The sequence below is a fragment of the Corynebacterium glutamicum ATCC 13032 genome, assembly GCF_000011325.1.
Taxonomy (GTDB): Bacteria; Actinomycetota; Actinomycetes; order Mycobacteriales; family Mycobacteriaceae; genus Corynebacterium; species Corynebacterium glutamicum.
Genome location: NC_003450.3, coordinates 1,019,075 through 1,038,440, shown reverse-complemented (window position 1 = coordinate 1,038,440; position 19,366 = coordinate 1,019,075). Strand labels below are relative to the sequence as shown.

Genomic DNA, 19,366 nt, shown 5'->3' with positions numbered 1-19,366 from the left:
ATGACCCAGTGGTTTAAAACTAGGGTCCTATTTCTTCAAAGAGTCGGCTTCTACCAGGCCAAGGATGAGGCCGTCGAGGATGTCTTTTTCGGAAATAATGATGTAGTCTACACCGGCTTCTTTGGAGGCTAAGTCGATCGCTGCTTGGACAACAACGGATCCGCCACCGATGACGTCGGCGCGACCTGGATCAACAACTGGGTTGCTGGCGCGCTGTGATGATGATTCTGAAATGATCTCATCGGTGACAACTCGCAGTGCATCGAAGTTGAGTGCAGAGAGGTGGATCGCGTCGCGGTCGTAGCTTTCTAGGCCTTGCACCCAGGCGGAGATTGTGGTGAAGGTGCCTGCGCATCCCACAAAGGTTTTTGCCTTTGAAATTGGGACGATGGCTTTTACTTCCTGGATGCGTTCTGCAACGTAGTCGCGGGCGATTTCCACTTCGGTTTCAGTCGGTGGGTCGCTGCGCATGATTCGTTCGGTCAGGCGCACGCATCCCATTTGGGTTGAGTGGGAGCCTAGGATTTCACCGTCGTAGGTGCCAACGATGAACTCAGTGGATCCACCGCCAAGGTCGATAACACAGAAAGGACCTTGGTCTTCAGGCAGGTCAACGATTGCACCTCGGAAGGACAGCAGAGCTTCCTCTTCGCCGGAAATTACTTCAGCTTGGTATCCAGGACGGATCTTGGACAGAAGCTGGCGGGTCATCGAAAAGAATTCATCGCGGTTGGACGCATCGCGGGTTGCGGAGGTGGCAACCATTCGTACGGCCTCTACCCCATGGGTTTCCATGAGTTCAACGTAGTTTTCCAAAGCGACACGAGTGCGCTCGATTGCCTCGGGGTCTAGCTGACCGGTGGCGTCGACGCCTTTGCCCAGGCGAACGATGGTGTTTTCACGGGTGATCTCTTTGAATCCCTCAGGAGTGACTTCAGTGATCAGGAGGCGGATGGAGTTTGTTCCGCAATCGATGGCCGCGTAACGGGTCATTAAGCCCCACCTGCTCGGGAGAAATCAAAGTCCTCCATGTTGATGCCCAGGTCTTGTACTGTTGGCCAGTCCTCTGGGATGGCGGTACCGCGGAGGTCGCCGTGTTCGGCAGCCATTGCTACTGCTTCGGTGCCGAGACGGAAATGGTCTGGGCCTTCTGCCAGTGCATAGGCGATGAGGACGTGGAGGCACTTCACTCGGTCAGGCATGCCACCGCCGGAGAAATCCGTGCCGAGATCTTCAATTGCGTTGCGCTTTGCCAGGAAGTGCTCGTGGGCGCGCTGGTAGTCGGCACGAAGCTCTTCGTCGGTGGAAAGGCGATCAGTCATCCACTTCATTACCAATGCGACCTCGAGGCGGGATGCCTCGGTGGTCAGGCGTGGATCTGTCAAGTAGTACAGGGTTGGGAATGGGGTTCCGTCATCCAGTTTTGGTGCGGTCATCACCACACCGGGTACTCCATCAGGGCTGCGGTAAGAAATATCGAGGACACCTCGTGGGGCCCTTCCCAATTGCTCTTCGACAGCGTTCAGATCTGCTTCATTCACACTCATGTCTTCTATTCTGTCATGAGTCTGTGTCTAAAGCGCTATTGCACAGTTGCTTCCTCAGTTGGTGCAAGTGTTGGAACTTCTCCCTCAACTGCTGGAGGCGCAATTTCCTCTTCGCCGAGTGCTTCTGGCTTGGTGACTGAGTCCCAGAGGTTTTCATACCAAGCTCCCAGTGGTTTCTCTTCGTTGCCGTCAGAGGTGACTGAGGTGTCGGTATCTAGTGCTGGGTCCACGATTCTGAACGCGGTTTCTCCAGGTTCAATGACGCCTAGGCGCAGGCGTGCTTGTTCGCGGATGTACGCCTCTGATTGGTACCTGTTGAGGTCAGATTCCAGTTGTTTGATCTGTTGTTCTTTGGCTTCAATGGAAGCCTCTGTTTGGGCGATGTCGGAGCGCAGCTGAAAATAGTTACGCACAGGAATCGCGATGACAAACAGGATGAGAAGAACTACGAGTGCGATTGCACCGATGCCGACGGCACCCAATCTAAATGGGGCGCGGGTAGCAGAAACTGACTCTGAAGCACGTTCCCTGCTTGAGACAGGAACAAGGCCTTTATGAGTTTTCTTCTGCTTTGCCATAATCCTCGATCATAGTCACACCAGTAACAGTAGTAAGGCAACGACGCCCGGCAACCTTGAGGTTACCGGGCGTCGAAAAGCGCTTTTATTTAGCCCTGAAAGCGTGGGAATGCGCTGCGACCTGCGTAGACGCCGGCGTCGCCAAGCAGCTGCTCGATGCGGAGAAGCTGGTTGTACTTTGCGACACGGTCGGAACGTGCTGGAGCACCAGTCTTGATCTGGCCACAGTTGAGTGCAACTGCGAGGTCAGCAATGGTGGTGTCCTCGGTCTCACCGGAACGGTGGGACATCATGGAGGTGTAGCCTGCGCGGTGAGCCATGTCGACAGCGTCGAAGGTCTCGGTGAGGGTACCGATCTGGTTCACCTTAACCAGGATGGAGTTGGCAGCCTTCTTAGCGATGCCCTCCTTCAGGCGCTCAGGGTTGGTGACGAAGAAGTCGTCGCCAACGATCTGAACCTTGTCGCCGATGGTTGCGGTGAGGTTGGTGTAACCCTCCCAGTCATCTTCCTGCAGTGGGTCCTCGATGGAGACGATTGGGTACGCGTCAACGAGCTCAGCGTAAACGTTTGCCATCTCAGCTGCGGAGTGCTGGCCACCTTCGAAGTGGTAGGTGCCGTCCTTGAAGAACTCAGAGGAAGCAACGTCCAGAGCAAGAGCGATGTCCTTGCCTGGGGTGAAGCCAGCCTTCTCGATTGCCTCAACGATAAGGTCAAGAGCCTCACGGGTGGAGCCGACGGAAGGAGCGAAGCCGCCCTCATCGCCAAGTCCGGTGGACAGGCCCTTTTCCTTGATGACGGACTTCAGTGCGTGGTAGACCTCCGCGCCGTTGCGGAGAGCCTCAGAGAAGGTCTCTGCACCGATTGGAGCGATCATGAATTCCTGAACGTCAACACCGGAGTCAGCGTGAGCGCCACCGTTGATGATGTTCATCATTGGAACTGGAAGAACGTGTGCGTTTGGTCCACCGATGTAGCGGAACAGTGGGAGGCCTGCGGAATCAGCAGCAGCCTTTGCAACAGCCATGGAAACACCAAGGATTGCGTTTGCACCCAGGCGGGACTTGTTGGCGGTGCCATCAAGCTTGATCATTGCTTCGTCGATGAGGCGCTGATCGTCAGCCTCTAGGCCAGCGAGCTCGTCGCCGATTTCTTCGTTGACGTTTTCAACTGCCTTCAAAACGCCCTTGCCCAGGTAGCGATCGCCACCGTCACGCAGCTCATGAGCCTCGTGGACGCCGGTGGATGCGCCGGATGGAACACCTGCGACACCGTGGGAACCGTCATCCAGGAAAACCTCTGCCTCGACGGTTGGGTTACCGCGGGAGTCGAGAATTTCGCGAGCGAATACGTGCATGATTTCAGCCACTGTGGCCTCCTATGCCAACTTGGGAGCTAACTAGAATTATTCACGTGATCAAATGTCTTCAATCACGTCTACACCCAATTGTTGCACGAATCTTGTTTCGATGAGGCAATCAGTTGAAATTAGTGGCGAAAACTACCCATATCCCCAGCCCGCACGTGTCCGATCAGACATAATCTCACATTTTCGGGGGTTGCGCTTGTTAAGTTTTAGATCGCCGGCTGTCGTAAAGCGTAGGACGCGGCAGCATCTCGAACGTCCATCAAATACTGATTAGACATGTTGTAAGAATGAACAGCTGCGGTCCATCCTTCAGGAGTGGACAAGTCACGATCGTTGGAACACAACAGGTTTGCGGCACTCAATGCTGCGTCATCAATTTGGTTGGGGTCCGCTACCCCATCACCGTTTGCATCCAATCCCATAAGTCGCCACGTTTCCGGAATGAACTGCATGGGACCTACCGCGCGATCATATTCAGTATCGCCATCTAATTCCCCACCATCAGTGTCGGGAATTTCCGCAAACCCCGGTGAACCATCAAGTGGAACGCCGATGATTGGAGGGGTTGCAACTCCATTTTCATCCAGGGAACTGCCCCCGAACATTTTGCCGTTGTAGGTACCGTGACGGGTTTCCACCTGGCCGATACCTGCCAAGGTATTCCACCCCAGATTGCAGCCAGGCCACGCAGTACTCGCGATGAGCTCTGCGTTTCCATAAGCCGCAATCGCTTGAGCGGACACACCAGTATCTTGAGCAATTGGTTCCGCCCAAAAACGCAAATGGTTGGATGTGCGTCCATCTGCCTCTGTATCAATTTGCGGAACTTCTACACCACGCGCCGGCGGAACATCTTCAGGGATTTGCTGGAGTTGGCGAATAGGTGCCGTTCCATCCATGAAGCTGAGCGCCCATCCAACAAATGAGATCACCATGATGACGGCCAAAACCGAACCGCATCCAAATCCCATTGCTTTTCTAACCCCTGAACTCATGGGGGTCGATGTTACCGGCTCGTTTTAGAACTCTCGCATTGGCTAGAAAAACCTGATTACTTCACGCCTCTTTAAGTAAAAAATCCTGTGTCTTTCTAACCAAAAGACCCAAAAAGACACGCTAAATCAGCCTCCTATGCAATTAGTAGAGCATTCACATACACCGTGCCAAGACCTGATTTCCACGACTGAAACTTCATTAAATCCACTGGTAGAAGCTTTGATGATCTACATCACAAATTTACAATGTGTGGTGAGTTATTCATATTACCCAAGGACTTAAACCTTAAAAGGAGCCCTAAAAATCATGAAGCTTTCACACCGCATCGCAGCAATGGCAGCAACCGCAGGCATCACAGTGGCAGCATTCGCAGCACCTGCTTCCGCATCCGACTTCGCAAACCTATCCTCCACCAACAAAGAACTGTCCCCTCAGTACAACTGGGTTGCTTGCGGCATCCTTGAGGGTGGCCTCAAAGCAGCTGGCGTCCTTGAAGAAGGCCAGTACAACCGCGAGCTCGCAGAAGCAATCGCCGCAAAGGGTGAAGGCTTCTGGACCACTCAGTTCCCACAAATCGGTGATTGGAACGAAGATCAGGCAGCAGCACTTGCCGACCGCGCACAAACCTGTGGCCTAGTTAAGGCTGACACCTACCTTTCTGAGCTGTCCTCCAACTTCTCTTCCTAAAAGGTTCGGGGGTAACCCCAAAAATCACTTAAGTCACAACAGTCACATAAATCACTTCAGTAACGTATGATTTTGGACTGTTGTGGCTTTTGCCATATTTATTTCATTTCCATCTCAGTGATCTCTTAAGGAAACCCATGAAGAAACTACGTTTCGCCACCATCGCTGCCGCTACCGTTGCCCTGACTGCGAGCCTTACCCCCTCAGCTTCCGCACAGGATTTCAACCAAATCATCGACAACTTTGATTGCGGCATCCTTCAGACCGCTATCTACACCACCGGCCTGGCTCACGAGAACTCCACTCGCTCAGAGCTCGCCGCTAATCTGCGCAACTCCGCAGCTGTCGGCCAACTAGACTTCCCATTGAATATCGCGGCTACCGGCTACTCCGAGCGCATCGCTAACCGCGCACTGACCTGCGGAATCGTGAAGGAAGATCCACAGGACTTCCTCTCCCAGCTGCAGCTTCTGTCCTCTAACCTATCTTCTTCCTTCTTCACTGCTTAGTTTCTCTTGGGCTTTTCCTTGAGCCCACAGCCGCTGCTGCTCGTCGGTGTCCACAATTCCGGTAGAGCCGTCGAACAGGTACGGCGAACGAGATTGCATCTTGGCTACGAAACTCGCCGCCACGTCAAAAATGTCGAATCGACCCTGACGGGCGGCGATTTCTGCATGAAAAAGCACCTGCAGCAAAACATCCCCCAGTTCGCTTTTCATGTGCTCATCATCGCCACCATGAATCGCTTCAATAAACTCCTGCGATTCTTCTTCCAGATACGGAATCAAACTCTCATGGGTTTGCGTGCGTTCCCACTCGCCGCGGCCCACGGCCGCCCGCATGACGCCGACGGCCTCATGCAAAGGGTTGAGGGGCGCGTCGATAAGCAGCGTGCTTTGCGGTTTTGCGATGATAAACCAGGAGGCGCTTGTCGACGTCTTGATCCCCCATTTTTCAATATCAAATGGAAAATCGGGATCGATAGAAACAGGTTCACCCCGCCCAAGAACAGCCTCGAGGAAAGAGACTGGAAGGACGGGGTGTTTAGGATCAACAACTACGACGCGCATGACGCCTAATACTAGTTGGCTGGATTCTCTTCGCCGCCGTTGTTTTTGCCAATGCGCTCATCGACAGCGTCACGGACCTTGTTAATCTGATCCGCTTTGTCTTCACCGAGGAGACCCTTAGCTTTGTCTGCGGCCTTATCCAGCAGTCCATCGGACTTCTGCTCGCCTGAATCAGAGTCGAGGAATTCGGTTGCCTTCTTCTTAGCTTCGTCAAAAATACCCATGGTCTCCAGCCTTTCTAAACAATTCATCTGCACTTGATTAATTGGCCCCAAGATTACGCGAAGTTTAGCGACTTCGCCGTACGTCAACTACGTTAAATGAGTGAATACTCAATCAGATTCTGCGGGGTCTCAAGGTGCAGCGGCCACAAGTCGTACTGTATCTATTAGAACCCTCATCGCGCTGATCATCGGATCGACCGTCGGCGCGGGAATTTTCTCCATCCCTCAAAACATCGGCTCAGTCGCAGGTCCCGGCGCGATGCTCATCGGCTGGCTGATCGCCGGTGTGGGCATGTTGTCCGTAGCGTTCGTGTTCCATGTTCTTGCCCGCCGTAAACCTCACCTCGATTCTGGCGTCTACGCATATGCGCGTGTTGGATTGGGCGATTATGTAGGTTTCTCCTCCGCTTGGGGTTATTGGCTGGGTTCAGTCATCGCCCAAGTTGGCTACGCAACGTTATTTTTCTCCACGTTGGGCCACTACGTACCGCTGTTTTCCCAAGATCATCCATTTGTGTCAGCGTTGGCAGTTAGCGCTTTGACCTGGCTGGTGTTTGGAGTTGTTTCCCGAGGAATTAGCCAAGCTGCTTTCTTGACAACGGTCACCACCGTGGCCAAAATTCTGCCTCTGTTGTGCTTCATCATCCTTGTTGCATTCTTGGGCTTTAGCTGGGAGAAGTTCACTGTTGATTTATGGGCGCGTGATGGTGGCGTGGGCAGCATTTTTGATCAGGTGCGCGGCATCATGGTGTACACCGTGTGGGTGTTCATCGGTATCGAAGGTGCATCGGTATATTCCCGCCAGGCACGCTCACGCAGTGATGTCAGCCGAGCTACCGTGATTGGTTTTGTGGCTGTTCTCCTTTTGCTGGTGTCGATTTCTTCGCTGAGCTTCGGTGTACTGACCCAACAAGAGCTCGCTGCGTTACCAGATAATTCCATGGCGTCGGTGCTCGAAGCTGTTGTTGGTCCATGGGGTGCCGCATTGATTTCGTTGGGTCTGTGTCTTTCGGTTCTTGGGGCCTATGTGTCCTGGCAGATGCTCTGCGCAGAACCACTGGCGTTGATGGCAATGGATGGCCTCATTCCAAGCAAAATCGGGGCCATCAACAGCCGCGGTGCTGCCTGGATGGCTCAGCTGATCTCCACCATCGTGATTCAGATTTTCATCATCATTTTCTTCCTCAACGAGACCACCTACGTCTCCATGGTGCAATTGGCTACCAACCTATACTTGGTGCCTTACCTGTTCTCTGCCTTTTATCTGGTCATGCTGGCAACACGTGGAAAAGGAATCACCCACCCACATGCCGGCACACGTTTTGATGATTCCGGTCCAGAGATATCCCGCCGAGAAAACCGCAAACACCTCATCGTCGGTTTAGTAGCAACGGTGTATTCAGTGTGGCTGTTTTACGCTGCAGAACCGCAGTTTGTCCTCTTCGGAGCCATGGCGATGCTTCCCGGCTTAATCCCCTATGTGTGGACAAGGATTTATCGTGGCGAACAGGTGTTTAACCGCTTTGAAATCGGCGTGGTTGTTGTCCTGGTCGTTGCTGCCAGCGCGGGCGTTATTGGTTTGGTCAACGGATCACTATCGCTTTAAACACCGAAACCTTCCTGCTAGTTCACCAAGATTTTTAAGTTTTACCGCAATTTCTTGAGAGCTTTGGGAGGATAATGGCGGTGTGAATGAATGGCGAACAGTCTCGCTTGTAGATTCCACGGCGCTGACCGTGATCATCAGTGTGGCCGTGTTTACTTCTGCTGTGGCTCTGCTCGGAGTTGTGAAAAAGCGCTCTCGGTGGCGGGTTCTCGGAGCTCTCATCTCCTCAGCAGTTCTCACCAGTGGCGCATGGGTGGTTATTGAAAAGCTGTGGAAGCCTTTCCCCGACCCCAATCCGTGGACCATCTATCTTTCCGCTGGTTTGGCGGTTTTTCCTCTGTTGAGCATCTTGTTCCGCACTGGTCGTACAAGAATACTGATGGCTACACTCACCGTGATTGCACTGGTTAATACGGCCGCAGTCATCAATGTCATCTACCAGCCATACCCGACGTTGGGTTCTTTCAATCCCGTGCCAACGGCTGTGTCCATGTCGTATGCAGATTTTGAATCTCAGACCACTGCCCCGACGATGGATGACCGTGAAGTCGGTGCCCTTGTGCAGGTGCCGCTAGCTGGAACAACAGATGATTCCACCTCCGGCTTTGATGCGCGCGATGCCTACGCCTATATTCCGCCTGCGTATTGGGATAATCCTTCCCTACAACTGCCAGTTTTGGTTCTCATGCCCGGAAACCCCGGCCAGCCAGATCAGTGGTTTAGCAGTGGAAATGCCGATCAAACAGCAGATAATTTCCAAGCAACCCACGATGGCATCAGCCCCATTGTCATCAGCGTGGATGGCACAGGATCATTCAGCGGAAACCCTGCTTGCGTGGATTCTGATGCCCAAAGCGTGATGACATATCTATCCCACGATGTCCCCATGTTGATCAAACAGAAATTCCGAGTCAATCAGGATCAGCGCACCTGGACAATTGGTGGTTTAAGTTACGGCGGCACCTGTGCTTTGCAGATCATGACCAATCACCCCGAAGCGTATGGTTCTTTCCTTGACTTCTCGGGCCAGGAAGAACCAACACTTGGCACACGCCAGCAAACTGTTGATCAGCTTTTCGGCGGCGATGAAGACGCATTCAAAGCCGTTAATCCGGAAGATCTGCTCAATCAAGCAATCAGCTCAGGAGCGCATACCTACAGCGGGATTTCGGGCAGGTTTATTGCTGGTAGCAACGATAAAAGTGCAGTGAGCGCGCTGTCTCATCTTGATAATTTGAGCAATCAGGCGGGCATGTCCACCACCTTTGATACCGTGGCCGGTGGACATTCCTTCCAGGTGTGGCGCGTGGCTTTAGCGAATACTTTTGATTGGGTTGCCAAGCGCGGCGGATTGCAGGTTTAACAATGAAAGACGCTTCACAGTCCTACTTATTATTCGGTCTGAGATGGCTGGGCAGGTCCCTGCGTTTCGCACCGTTAAGCCTGCTCATGATCGTTGTCATGCGGGGTTTGAGGGAAGTGTTTGGCGCCGAAGATCCCGCAAATAGCTCTTTGGTAGACAACCTTGGGCTCACCCTGCCGTGGTCTCTTAATGATCCGCATTTTCTCACCGCAGGGTTTAGCGCTTCCACCACCACAGCAGCGCTCATGTCCACGTTGTGGATCATCGTGTTTGCGGTGCCCTCTGAACGGATTCTGGGCAGCCTCAAATTCGCGATCACAGCAGCGCTTATCCACATCACTTCCATTCCGCTGGGCATCGGCATCGCCCACCTCATCGAAGAAGCCGATCTCAACCGCTGGGGCAACAACATGTTGGCCGATGTGCTGCTCACCCCAGATTTCTGGGTCTTCGGCGTCGCCGCTTTCGCATCCGCCTCCATGCCACTGCTCTGGCGACGGCGCACCCGATTGTTCCTCTTTACTATCACCTTGACGCTGCTGCTTTATACGGGCACGCTTGCCGACGTCACCATGCTCACCGCGACCATCATCGGCACCGTTGCCGGCGAGTTGAACAGGCATCGGAAAACCCCAGGTGGCCGCTGGCTTCCCGGTTCCCTCACCGTGCGTGAAGCGCGCATTATGACGGCCATTTTGGTCACTGCCGTAGCAGCAGGTCCAGTGCTTGCTGCGCTTAATCCACTCACCCACGGCCCTTTTTCCAGTGCAACGAAATTGATCTGGCAGCCCCTTGTCACTGAAGAACACATGCATCACCTCTGCCACACAGACAGCACCTCTGATGCATGCCAAGGTGCGCTTGATCAGCTCCAACAGCACGGTGTTGGCCCTTCCGTTGCCAACCTGATTCCACTGATCCTCACCGTGGTCCTTGCGATGGGGCTTAGCCGCGGACGTCGACTTGCATGGATTTTGGCGGTTTTGGCCCAGCTCATTTCCATCGCAGTGTTGATGTTCCAGCTGACCAAACTATCGGCTGATTCCACCGATCTTCTATGGTCAGTCAATGCCTTTAGCGTGATCGTTCCTTGGCTGGTGGCGCTCGCCGTCTTGGTGTTTTCCCGCCGTGCATTCCAGGTGAAGATTGATACCACCCGGATTTCTAAATCCTTAGGCGCTCTCATGGTTACATGGTTGGCAACGGCAGCATTGTGGATCCTTGCCACATTGTTCCTGCCACACGCATTCCACCCACATCCAACATTGGGGCTGGCTTTCAAAGAACTCCCCTTCCGCTATCTCCCACCAACTATCGAAACGGTGTTAAGCCATCAACTCTTCCCCAGAAGCCCTGCTGGGTGGGCAGTGTTTGAATGGACTGGAACGCTATTCTGGCTGGTCGTAGCAGCAACTCTTTATCATCTGCTCATGGGTGTGCCCAGCAACAAAGCGCACGAGGACCAAGAAAACGCAGCGACTCTCCTGCGCTCTGGCAGCGGCGATCACTTGTCCTGGATGACCATTTGGGGTGGCAATACGTATTGGTGGGCACCAGAAAATGCAGGATATGTGGCCTACCGCGTGAAAAGGGGCATCGCAATTACATTGGGTGAGCCTATTCTGGGTCCGGATTCATCCGTCTCTAAAGCAGAGCTGGCCGCACAGTTTGAAGAATTTGCCAGCAACCAAGGCTGGATTGTTGCGTGGTATTCCGTTTGTGAAGAATTCTCAAAGGAACGCATCAACGCTGGCCACCACACACTTCGTGTGGCTGAGGAAGCAGTCTTAAGCTCAGCTAATGCGGATTTCAAAGGTAAGCACTTCCAAAATGTCCGCACCGCCCGAAACCGCGCGGCCAAAGAGGGCGTAAGTTCCATCTGGACAACCTGGGCTGATTTGAGTGCCGAAATGCAGCACAAGATCATCACGCTGTCGGAAGAATGGGTCTCTGATAAAGCTCTGCCGGAGATGGGCTTCACGCTTGGCACTGTCAACGAGCTCTCAGATCCAGATACCTATCTTCTTCTCGCGATTGATGAGGAAGAGCATCTGCACGGTGTGACCAGTTGGTTGCCGGTCTATGAAAAAGGACGCATCGTCGGCTACACACTTGATGTGATGCGCCGTGATCCGCAAGGCTTTAAATCTGTCATCGAGTTTCTCATTTCCGAGGCCGTCGTTATCGCAAGGGATCACGATCTGGAATGGATGTCGATGTCCGGCGCTCCTTTGAGTACGCCCCCAGGTGTGGCCGACGACGGCACCATCGGACAAATTTTGGAGCTTTTGGGCCGAGCAATGGAGCCGTTCTACGGTTTCCGTTCCCTCGCTGCGTCCAAGAACAAATTCCACCCAGAACACCACGGTTGGTACTTGTGTTACCGCGATGAATTATCGTTACCAAGCATTGGCCTTGCCGTTGCTGCCTGCTACCTCAACGAGTTTCCGCTGCCGAATTGGCTGAAAAAGACCGCCACTTCCGCCCCAAGCCACAGCTAGAAAAACGCGTAACCTTGGTGAGAAACCATGAACTGAAAAATCAGTTCGTGGCCAGCTTAAAACCCGGACATCCACCGGGTGACTCTCCCCAAAAGGAATACATTCATGCTGTGGTCGATATTGGTGAGGTTTTTAAAACCCGCATGGCCCCTAATTTTAACCGTCATCATTTTCCAATTGGCGCAATCAATCACCTCCCTCCTACTCCCCACGCTAAACGCAGACATCATTGACAATGGTGTGGTCACAGGTGATATCGGCTATATTTGGCACACCGGTGGAATCATGCTGGCCCTGACATTAGTCCAGGTTGCCTGCGCTATCGCCGGTGTTTATTTCGGTTCCAAACTATCCATGAGAGTGGGCCGCGATCTGCGTTCGGCGATCTTTGGCAAGGTAGTGAACTTCTCTGAGCGTGAGATGGGTCAGTTTGGCGCACCGTCGCTGATCACCCGAAACACCAACGATGTGCAGCAGGTTCAGATGCTGGTGCAGATGACCTCCACTTTGATGATTTCCGCCCCGATGCTGGCCATTGGTGGCATCATCATGGCGGTGCGTCAGGATCTTGGTTTGTCTTGGCTGATGGTGGTCAGTATTCCGGTGCTCATCATCGTGGTGGCGCTGATCATTGTGCGCATGGTTCCGTTGTTCCAAACCATGCAAAAGCGCATTGACCGCATCAATCAGATTATACGCGAGCAGCTCACCGGTATCCGCGTGATCCGCGCGTTCGTGCGTGAAGATGTGGAACGCGAACGATTCACCACTGCTAGTAAAGATGTCGCTGATATCGGCGTGCGCACCGGTAACCTGATGGCGTTGATGTTCCCTGCCGTGATGCTGATCATGAACCTTTCTGCCGTTGCTGTGATTTGGTTTGGTGCTTTCCAGGTGGAATCCGGCGAGACGCAGATCGGTACGCTCTTTGCATTCTTGCAGTACATCATGCAGATCCTCATGGGCGTCATGATGGCAGCGTTCATGTTTGTCATGGTTCCGCGCGCTGCCGTTTCCGCTGATCGCATCGGTGAGGTTCTGGAAACCACACCGTCTGTGCAGGCGCCAGAAACACCGGCGCAGCCGTCGACAAGCGCTGGCGAAATCGTGTTCAACAACGCGACTTTTGCCTACCCCGGCGCGGATGACCCCGTGTTAAATAATGTGAGCTTCCGCGTTGCGCCTGGTAGCACGACGGCGATCATCGGCTCGACGGGTTCGGGTAAGACGACGTTGATCGGGCTGGTTCCTAGGCTTTTCGACGTCACCGAAGGCGACGTTACCGTCGATGGCACCGATGTTCGTGAATTTGAGCCGCTGAAGCTGTGGGATCGGATCGGTCTTGTTCCGCAGAAGTCGTTCCTGTTTTCTGGAACGATCGCCAGCAACCTGCGTTATGGCAATGAAGATGCCACGGAAACGCAGCTGTGGCAGGCGCTTGCAATTGCTCAGGCGGCGGACTTTGTGCGTGAGATGCCAGAGGGTCTTGATTCTGAGATTGCTCAGGGTGGAACCAATGTTTCTGGTGGTCAGCGCCAGCGACTAGCCATTGCCAGGGCGTTGTTGAAGCAACCTGAGATCTATATTTTCGACGATTCTTTCTCCGCCCTCGATGTGAGCACAGACGCCGCTCTTCGCCGAGCGCTGAGCACCAACCTGCCGGATGCAACCAAGTTGATTGTCGCCCAGCGTGTCAGCACGATTCGAGATGCCGATCAGATTGTGGTGCTTGATAACGGCGAGGTTGTCGGTATTGGAACGCACACGAATTTGCTGAACACGTGCGGTACCTACCGTGAAATTGTTGAATCCCAAGAGACTGCGCAGGCGCAATCATGAGTAATACTGCAGGCCCCCGCGGGCGTTCCCATCAGGCAGACGCCGCGCCGAATCAAAAGGCACAGAATTTCGGACCATCTGCCAAAAGGCTTTTCGGAATTCTAGGCCATGACCGTAACACCTTAATTTTTGTTATCTTCCTAGCCGTCCTGAGCGTTGGACTTACCGTCTTGGGCCCATGGTTGCTGGGTAAAGCCACCAACGTGGTGTTTGAAGGATTCCTATCTAAGCGCATGCCGGCTGGTGCGTCAAAGGAAGATATCATCGCGCAGTTGCAGGCTGCAGGTAAACATAATCAGGCTTCCATGATGGAAGACATGAACCTTGTTCCAGGCTCAGGCATTGATTTTGAAAAATTAGCCATGATCCTCGGACTGGTGATCGGTGCTTATCTCATCGGTAGCCTGTTGTCGTTGTTCCAGGCGCGGATGCTCAACCGCATCGTGCAAAGTGCCATGCACCGGCTGCGCATGGAGGTGGAGGAAAAAATCCACCGCCTACCGCTGAGCTATTTCGATTCCATCAAACGTGGTGATCTGCTTAGCCGTGTGACCAACGATGTGGATAATATCGGTCAATCCCTGCAACAAACCTTGTCACAGGCGATCACTTCCCTACTGACCGTCATCGGTGTGTTGGTGATGATGTTTATCATCTCCCCACTGCTCGCACTCGTGGCGCTGGTATCCATTCCGGTCACCATCGTGGTCACTGTGGTGGTTGCGAGCCGTTCCCAGAAACTCTTTGCGGAACAGTGGAAGCAGACCGGTATTTTGAATGCGCGCGTGGAGGAAACCTACTCTGGCCACGCCGTGGTTAAGGTTTTCGGACACCAAAAGGATGTTCAAGAAGCATTCGAGGAAGAAAATCAGGCTGTGTATAAGGCCAGCTTTGGTGCCCAGTTCATCTCTGGCATCATCATGCCCACCATGATGTTTGTGGGTAACTTGAGCTACGTGGCCATCGCAGTCGTTGGCGGCTTACAGGTTGCCTCTGGATCACTATCCATCGGTGGCGTGCAATCCTTTATCCAATACTCACGCCAATTCACCCAACCGCTGTCGCAATTGGGTTCCATGGCCAACTTGCTGCAGTCCGGCGTGGCCAGCGCCGAGCGCGTTTTTGAGCTTATCGACGAAGACGAACAGGACAGTGATCCTGCGCAGCCCAACACCGTTGCTGCTGGCGCGAACCGTCTGGAATTCAAAGATGTGTCCTTCGGCTACTCGGAGGATCGTCCACTGATCAACAACTTGGATCTGGAAGTTCGTTCCGGCAGCACCATTGCCATCGTGGGTCCCACCGGTGCGGGCAAGACCACATTGGTGAATTTGATCATGCGTTTCTACGACATCAACAGCGGTTCCATCACTCTTGGTGAAACAGCACAAGACGCCGTGGATATCCGCACCATGGCTAGAGAAGATCTGCGATCACGAACCGGCATGGTGTTGCAGGATACGTGGCTGTTTGCCGGAACCATCAGGGATAACATTCTTTACGGTAGACCTGAAGCAACTGAGGAAGAAATGCTTGCTGCGTCCAAGGCCGCCTACGTGGATCGTTTTGTCCGTTCCCTGCCAGAAGGCTACGACACCGTACTTGATGATGAAGCCATGAACCTATCGGTGGGTGAACGCCAGCTGATCACCATCGCGCGTGCATTCTTGGCTAATCCCCGACTGCTGATTCTGGATGAAGCCACCTCATCGGTGGATACGCGTACCGAATTGTTGATTCAGCGCGCCATGTCCAAGCTGCGCCAAGACCGCACCGCCTTCGTCATCGCGCACCGGTTGTCCACGATTCGTGATGCCAACCTGATTTTGATGATGAAAGACGGCGAGATCGTGGAGCAGGGCAATCACCGTGAGTTGATGGCCCTGGAGGGCGCATATTGGGAGTTGTATAACTCCCAATTCAACGCCCCCGCGAAAGAAGAATTACAGGCTGACGGAGATCACTGATGATTTCTTCTTAGGCTTTCCTGGTTGTGGTCCGCGAACATCGATTTCCTCCAAGTTGAACATGTTGGAAATGAAGTTCGCTACCCACTGGAGGAGGTCGACGTCGCGAAGCAAAGGATCTGTGACCTTGTTGCCTGTCTTCGGGAAAGACAGCTGGATTGCTTTAGCGGCTGCGCGGTAGGTGGCGCCTGGGAACAGGCGCTTTAGGCGCACTTGCTGCGAATCGGCGAGGTCAACGGGGTGGACCTTGATGCGCGTGCCCTGCACCGCAATGTCGGTGAGGTGGGCTTCGCGCATGAGGTGGCGCAATCTGGACACAGCCAGCAGGCGCTCCACTTCTTCTGGAATGGGACCGTAGCGGTCTTCCATTTCTTCCACCGCAAGGCGCAGATCCACTTCCGATTCGGACTGCGCGAGCTTGCGGTAGATTTCCAGACGCAGACGCTCGGCGTTGATGTACTTTTCGGGAATGTGGGCATCCACGGGAAGGTCCACGCGGATTTCCTTTGGTCCCTTGACGGTGCCATCAACAACTTTGCCATCAGCCAGCGCGCGGTAGGCTTCCACTGCTTCGCCGACGAGGCGAACGTACAGGTCAAAGCCCACGCCAGCGATATGGCCTGATTGTTCTGCACCCAGCACGTTGCCGGCGCCACGCATTTCCAAATCCTTCATGGCAACCGCCATACCGGCACCCAAATCATTGTTTTGGGCAATCGTTGCCAGGCGGTCGTAGGACATTTCAGTCAGTGTCGCGCCCTTTGGATACAGGAAGTAGGCGTAACCGCGCTCACGGGAACGACCCACGCGGCCACGCAGCTGGTGCAGCTGAGACAAGCCCATGTGGTGGGCATTTTCCACGATAAGCGTGTTGGCGTTGGAAATATCCAGACCAGTTTCCACGATGGTGGTACACACCAGCACATCGTATTCGCGGTCCCAGAAACCTTGAACGGTTTGTTCCAGCAGCTCTTCACTCATCTGGCCGTGGGCAACGACCACTCGGGCTTCGGGAACTAGATCGCGGATCTCGCGGGCCTTCTTCTCAATATCTGCCACCTTGTTGTGGATGAAAAAGACCTGGCCATCGCGCAGCAGCTCACGGCGAATTGATGCCGCGACCTGCTTGTCTTCATACGGTCCCACATAGGTAAGAATTGGGTGGCGATCTTCCGGCGGGGTGAGCATGGTGGTCATCTCACGGATACCGGCCATGGACATTTCCAGGGTGCGCGGAATCGGGGTCGCGGACATGGTCAGCACATCCACGTGAGTACGCAGAGCCTTGATGTGCTCCTTATGTTCCACGCCGAAACGCTGCTCCTCATCCACAATGACAAGCCCTAGGTTTTTCCACTGCACGCCAGTCTGCAGCAAACGGTGAGTACCGATGACGATATCCACCGATCCTGCAGCCAAACCGGAGAGAATCTCCCGCGATTCCGCAGGCGAAGTAAAGCGTGACAATCCCTTGATGGTGACAGGGAAACCAGTCATACGCTCTTCAAACGTGGACTGGTGCTGCTGCGCAAGCAACGTGGTGGGCACCAGAACGGCTACCTGCTTGCCGTCTTGCACAGCCTTGAACGCCGCGCGCACCGCCACTTCCGTCTTGCCATAACCCACATCGCCGATGATGACGCGGTCCATGGGGACACTTTTCTCCATGTCCTCCTTGACCGCATCGATCGCCAACATCTGGTCTTCGGTCTCAACGTAGGGGAAGTTATCTTCCATCTCTTTTTGCCACGGCGTATCCGGCGCAAACGGGTGACCCGGCGCGGATTGGCGCTTAGCGTAGAGTTCTACCAGCTCACCGGCGATTTCACGCACGGCAGCGCGAGCCTTCTTCTTGGCGTTCTTCCAGTCAGAACCACCCATTTTGGACAGCGTCGGCTTCTCGCCACCGACGTAGCGGCTGAGCATATCCAGCGCATCCATCGGCACATACAGCTGATCGCCGGGCTGTCCGCGCTTAGATGGCGCGTACTCCAGCACAATGTATTCACGGCGCGAGGTCTCATCACCCGCAGAAATGGTTCGTTCAGTCATCTTCACAAAACGACCAATGCCGTGGGTTTCATGAACCACCAAATCCCCTGGCTCCAGCGCCAAAGGATCCACCTTGTTGCGGCGTTTTGCAGGTCGACGTTTCGCCCCTGCAATATCGCCAACACGGTTACCAGTCAGATCGGTTTCTGTAATAACCACCAACGGCATTGCAGCGCCATCGCGGTGTTTACGCACCTTCGGAAACACCAGGCCAGCATGGCTCAGCGCATGATAAAGAGTCACTTGACCAGGCGTTGGCTCCCAACCCGGGGTCGCCACATGGGTGGGAATGCCCTTTTCCGCGAAACGATCGACCATGCGCTTAATCGCACCTTGGGTCGGCGCGATAAACGCAGCCCGCCCACCGCCGGTTGTGTGCGCAAGCAGCTGCGCCATCATCGCATCGATCTTCGGCAGCTCACCGCGCGGCGCCGGCCCGGCTTCAAAATCAAGCGGCAGCGTCGCCTCCTCCGAGGCCTCAAACATGCCCGGCGGCGCGAAAGTCCACCAACGCACATCGCTTTTCGACGCAGAAACCTCCAAACTTTCATAACTGCGATAGCTAGAAGCTTCCAAGTCCAGGCCTTCCGCAGCCACTGGACCATCAGCACCCATCGCAGCTGCTTCCCAACCAGCCATCAAAAACTCAGCATCGGTTGCTTCCAGATCCGCAATGCGTCGGCGCACCTTCTCCGGAGCAATCACCAACACATGGGTGTTTTCCGGCATGAGCTCCAGCATCGGAACCATCGGCGTATCCGTCAGCGCCGGAATCAACGCCTCCATGCCATCAACATCTTGGGAATCCGCAATCCTCGACAGCATCTCCACAAGCGTCGGGTTGCCCGGGTGCTTAGAAATAAGAGACTCCGCACGCGATGCCACTTCTTCAGTAATGAGCAATTCCCGTGCCGGGAAAATCTCAATGCTCTTGATGGTGATTTCTGGAATGGTGCGCTGATCGGCGACAGAGAACTGCCTAATGTCAGAGACTTCATCGCCCCAGAACTCCACACGCACCGGATAATCCAATGTGGTGGGGAAAATATCCAAAATGCCACCGCGGGTAGCAAACTCACCGCGCTTGGCCACCATATCGACATGCTTGTACGCACGGAAAACCAGCTCAGTGGTCAGGGCAGAGAAATCAAACTCCGCGCCTTCTTTAAGAGTGAGGGGTGCACGACCTTCAGCATCTTTGAGTACCGGCTGGCAAAACGCACGCGCAGCAGCCACCACGACTTTGAGGTCGCCTAGATGATTGAGCACCTGAGCACGCTTGCCCACAATGTCCACACCCGGACTCAATCGCTCATGTGGCAGAGTCTCCCACGACGGAAGCCACGCCACCTTATCGCCCATCATCGCCTTCAACTCAGCCGTGAGATCCTCAGCCTCACGGCCAGTAGCAGTCACCACCAACACCGGAGCATGATGCGCCAACGCACCAATCGCCCACGGACGAGCCTGATCAATGCCAGTGATATGCAGATGCTGCTGCCCCACATTCGACATCAACCCCTTCAACTTGGGGTCGGTTGCAGCGACCTTCAACAGCCCCGCGAGCAT

The 19,366-nt window shown here is 54.2% G+C and carries 15 protein-coding genes; 7 read left to right on the top strand and 8 right to left on the bottom strand.

All coding sequences use genetic code 11. The features are described from left to right. Positions 1-27 precede the first annotated feature (27 nt). The 5 genes from ppx2 to CGL_RS04875 form a co-directional block, all read right to left on the bottom strand. Positions 28-993, bottom strand: coding sequence for an exopolyphosphatase Ppx2 (gene ppx2, locus CGL_RS04895; protein WP_004568167.1), 966 nt, complete (start codon positions 991-993; stop codon positions 28-30). Next, on the bottom strand, positions 993-1,547 hold the full coding sequence (locus CGL_RS04890) for a DUF501 domain-containing protein (RefSeq protein WP_011014021.1): 555 nt from the start codon (positions 1,545-1,547) through the stop codon (positions 993-995). Before CGL_RS04890 ends, ppx2 begins: the two co-directional genes overlap by 1 nt. Before the next feature lie 35 nt (positions 1,548-1,582). Then, positions 1,583-2,125 carry an FtsB family cell division protein gene (locus CGL_RS04885; protein ID WP_011014020.1) on the bottom strand — a complete coding sequence of 181 codons (543 nt, stop codon included), beginning with the start codon at positions 2,123-2,125 and terminating at the stop codon, positions 1,583-1,585. An 89-nt stretch (positions 2,126-2,214) separates the two neighbouring features. Beyond that, positions 2,215-3,492, bottom strand: coding sequence for a phosphopyruvate hydratase (gene eno / locus CGL_RS04880; protein ID WP_003856756.1), 1,278 nt, complete (start codon positions 3,490-3,492; stop codon positions 2,215-2,217). 206 nt (positions 3,493-3,698) lie between these two features. Then, a complete protein-coding gene (locus CGL_RS04875; protein WP_011014019.1) occupies positions 3,699-4,463 on the bottom strand; it encodes a lytic transglycosylase domain-containing protein in 765 nt (254 codons plus the stop codon). 331 nt (positions 4,464-4,794) lie between these two features. Between CGL_RS04875 and CGL_RS04870 the strand changes: the two genes are divergently transcribed. Next, the gene (locus CGL_RS04870) at positions 4,795-5,175 is read left to right on the top strand and encodes a porin (RefSeq protein WP_011014018.1); all 381 of its coding nucleotides are present in this window, start codon (positions 4,795-4,797) and stop codon (positions 5,173-5,175) included. Between the two features lie 137 nt (positions 5,176-5,312). After that, positions 5,313-5,684 carry a hypothetical protein gene (locus CGL_RS04865; RefSeq protein ID WP_011014017.1) on the top strand — a complete coding sequence of 124 codons (372 nt, stop codon included), beginning with the start codon at positions 5,313-5,315 and terminating at the stop codon, positions 5,682-5,684. Here the strand turns inward: CGL_RS04865 and CGL_RS04860 are convergent. After that, on the bottom strand, positions 5,658-6,245 hold the full coding sequence (locus CGL_RS04860; RefSeq protein WP_011014016.1) for a MazG nucleotide pyrophosphohydrolase domain-containing protein: 588 nt from the start codon (positions 6,243-6,245) through the stop codon (positions 5,658-5,660). The genes CGL_RS04865 and CGL_RS04860 overlap by 27 nt on opposite strands. Positions 6,246-6,256: 11 nt before the next feature. Continuing rightward, entirely contained in the window at positions 6,257-6,469 is a 213-nt protein-coding gene (locus tag CGL_RS04855) for an antitoxin (protein ID WP_003856746.1), read from the bottom strand. Between the two features lie 100 nt (positions 6,470-6,569). On the opposite strand from CGL_RS04855, the gene CGL_RS04850 reads away from it, so the two are divergent. The 5 genes from CGL_RS04850 (at position 6,570) to CGL_RS04830 (ending at position 15,745) form a co-directional block, all read left to right on the top strand. Further along, positions 6,570-8,075, top strand: a complete 1,506-nt coding sequence (locus CGL_RS04850) for an amino acid permease (RefSeq protein WP_011014015.1) — start codon at positions 6,570-6,572, stop codon at positions 8,073-8,075. Positions 8,076-8,157: 82 nt separating this feature from the next. After that, positions 8,158-9,438 (top strand): alpha/beta hydrolase, encoded by a 1,281-nt coding sequence (locus CGL_RS04845; protein WP_011014014.1) that lies wholly within the window; start codon positions 8,158-8,160, stop codon positions 9,436-9,438. Between the two features lie 2 nt (positions 9,439-9,440). After that, complete coding sequence (locus tag CGL_RS04840; RefSeq protein WP_011265662.1) at positions 9,441-11,939, top strand: bifunctional lysylphosphatidylglycerol flippase/synthetase MprF; 2,499 nt, start codon at positions 9,441-9,443, stop codon at positions 11,937-11,939. A gap of 105 nt (positions 11,940-12,044) precedes the next feature. Then, positions 12,045-13,778 carry an ABC transporter ATP-binding protein gene (locus CGL_RS04835; RefSeq protein WP_011014012.1) on the top strand — a complete coding sequence of 578 codons (1,734 nt, stop codon included), beginning with the start codon at positions 12,045-12,047 and terminating at the stop codon, positions 13,776-13,778. Beyond that, a complete protein-coding gene (locus tag CGL_RS04830; protein ID WP_011014011.1) occupies positions 13,775-15,745 on the top strand; it encodes an ABC transporter ATP-binding protein in 1,971 nt (656 codons plus the stop codon). Before CGL_RS04835 ends, CGL_RS04830 begins: the two co-directional genes overlap by 4 nt. Here CGL_RS04830 and mfd read toward each other — a convergent pair. Further along, positions 15,722-19,366, bottom strand: a complete 3,645-nt coding sequence (mfd, locus tag CGL_RS04825; protein WP_011014010.1) for a transcription-repair coupling factor — start codon at positions 19,364-19,366, stop codon at positions 15,722-15,724. The two genes, CGL_RS04830 and mfd, sit on opposite strands and share 24 nt — an antisense overlap.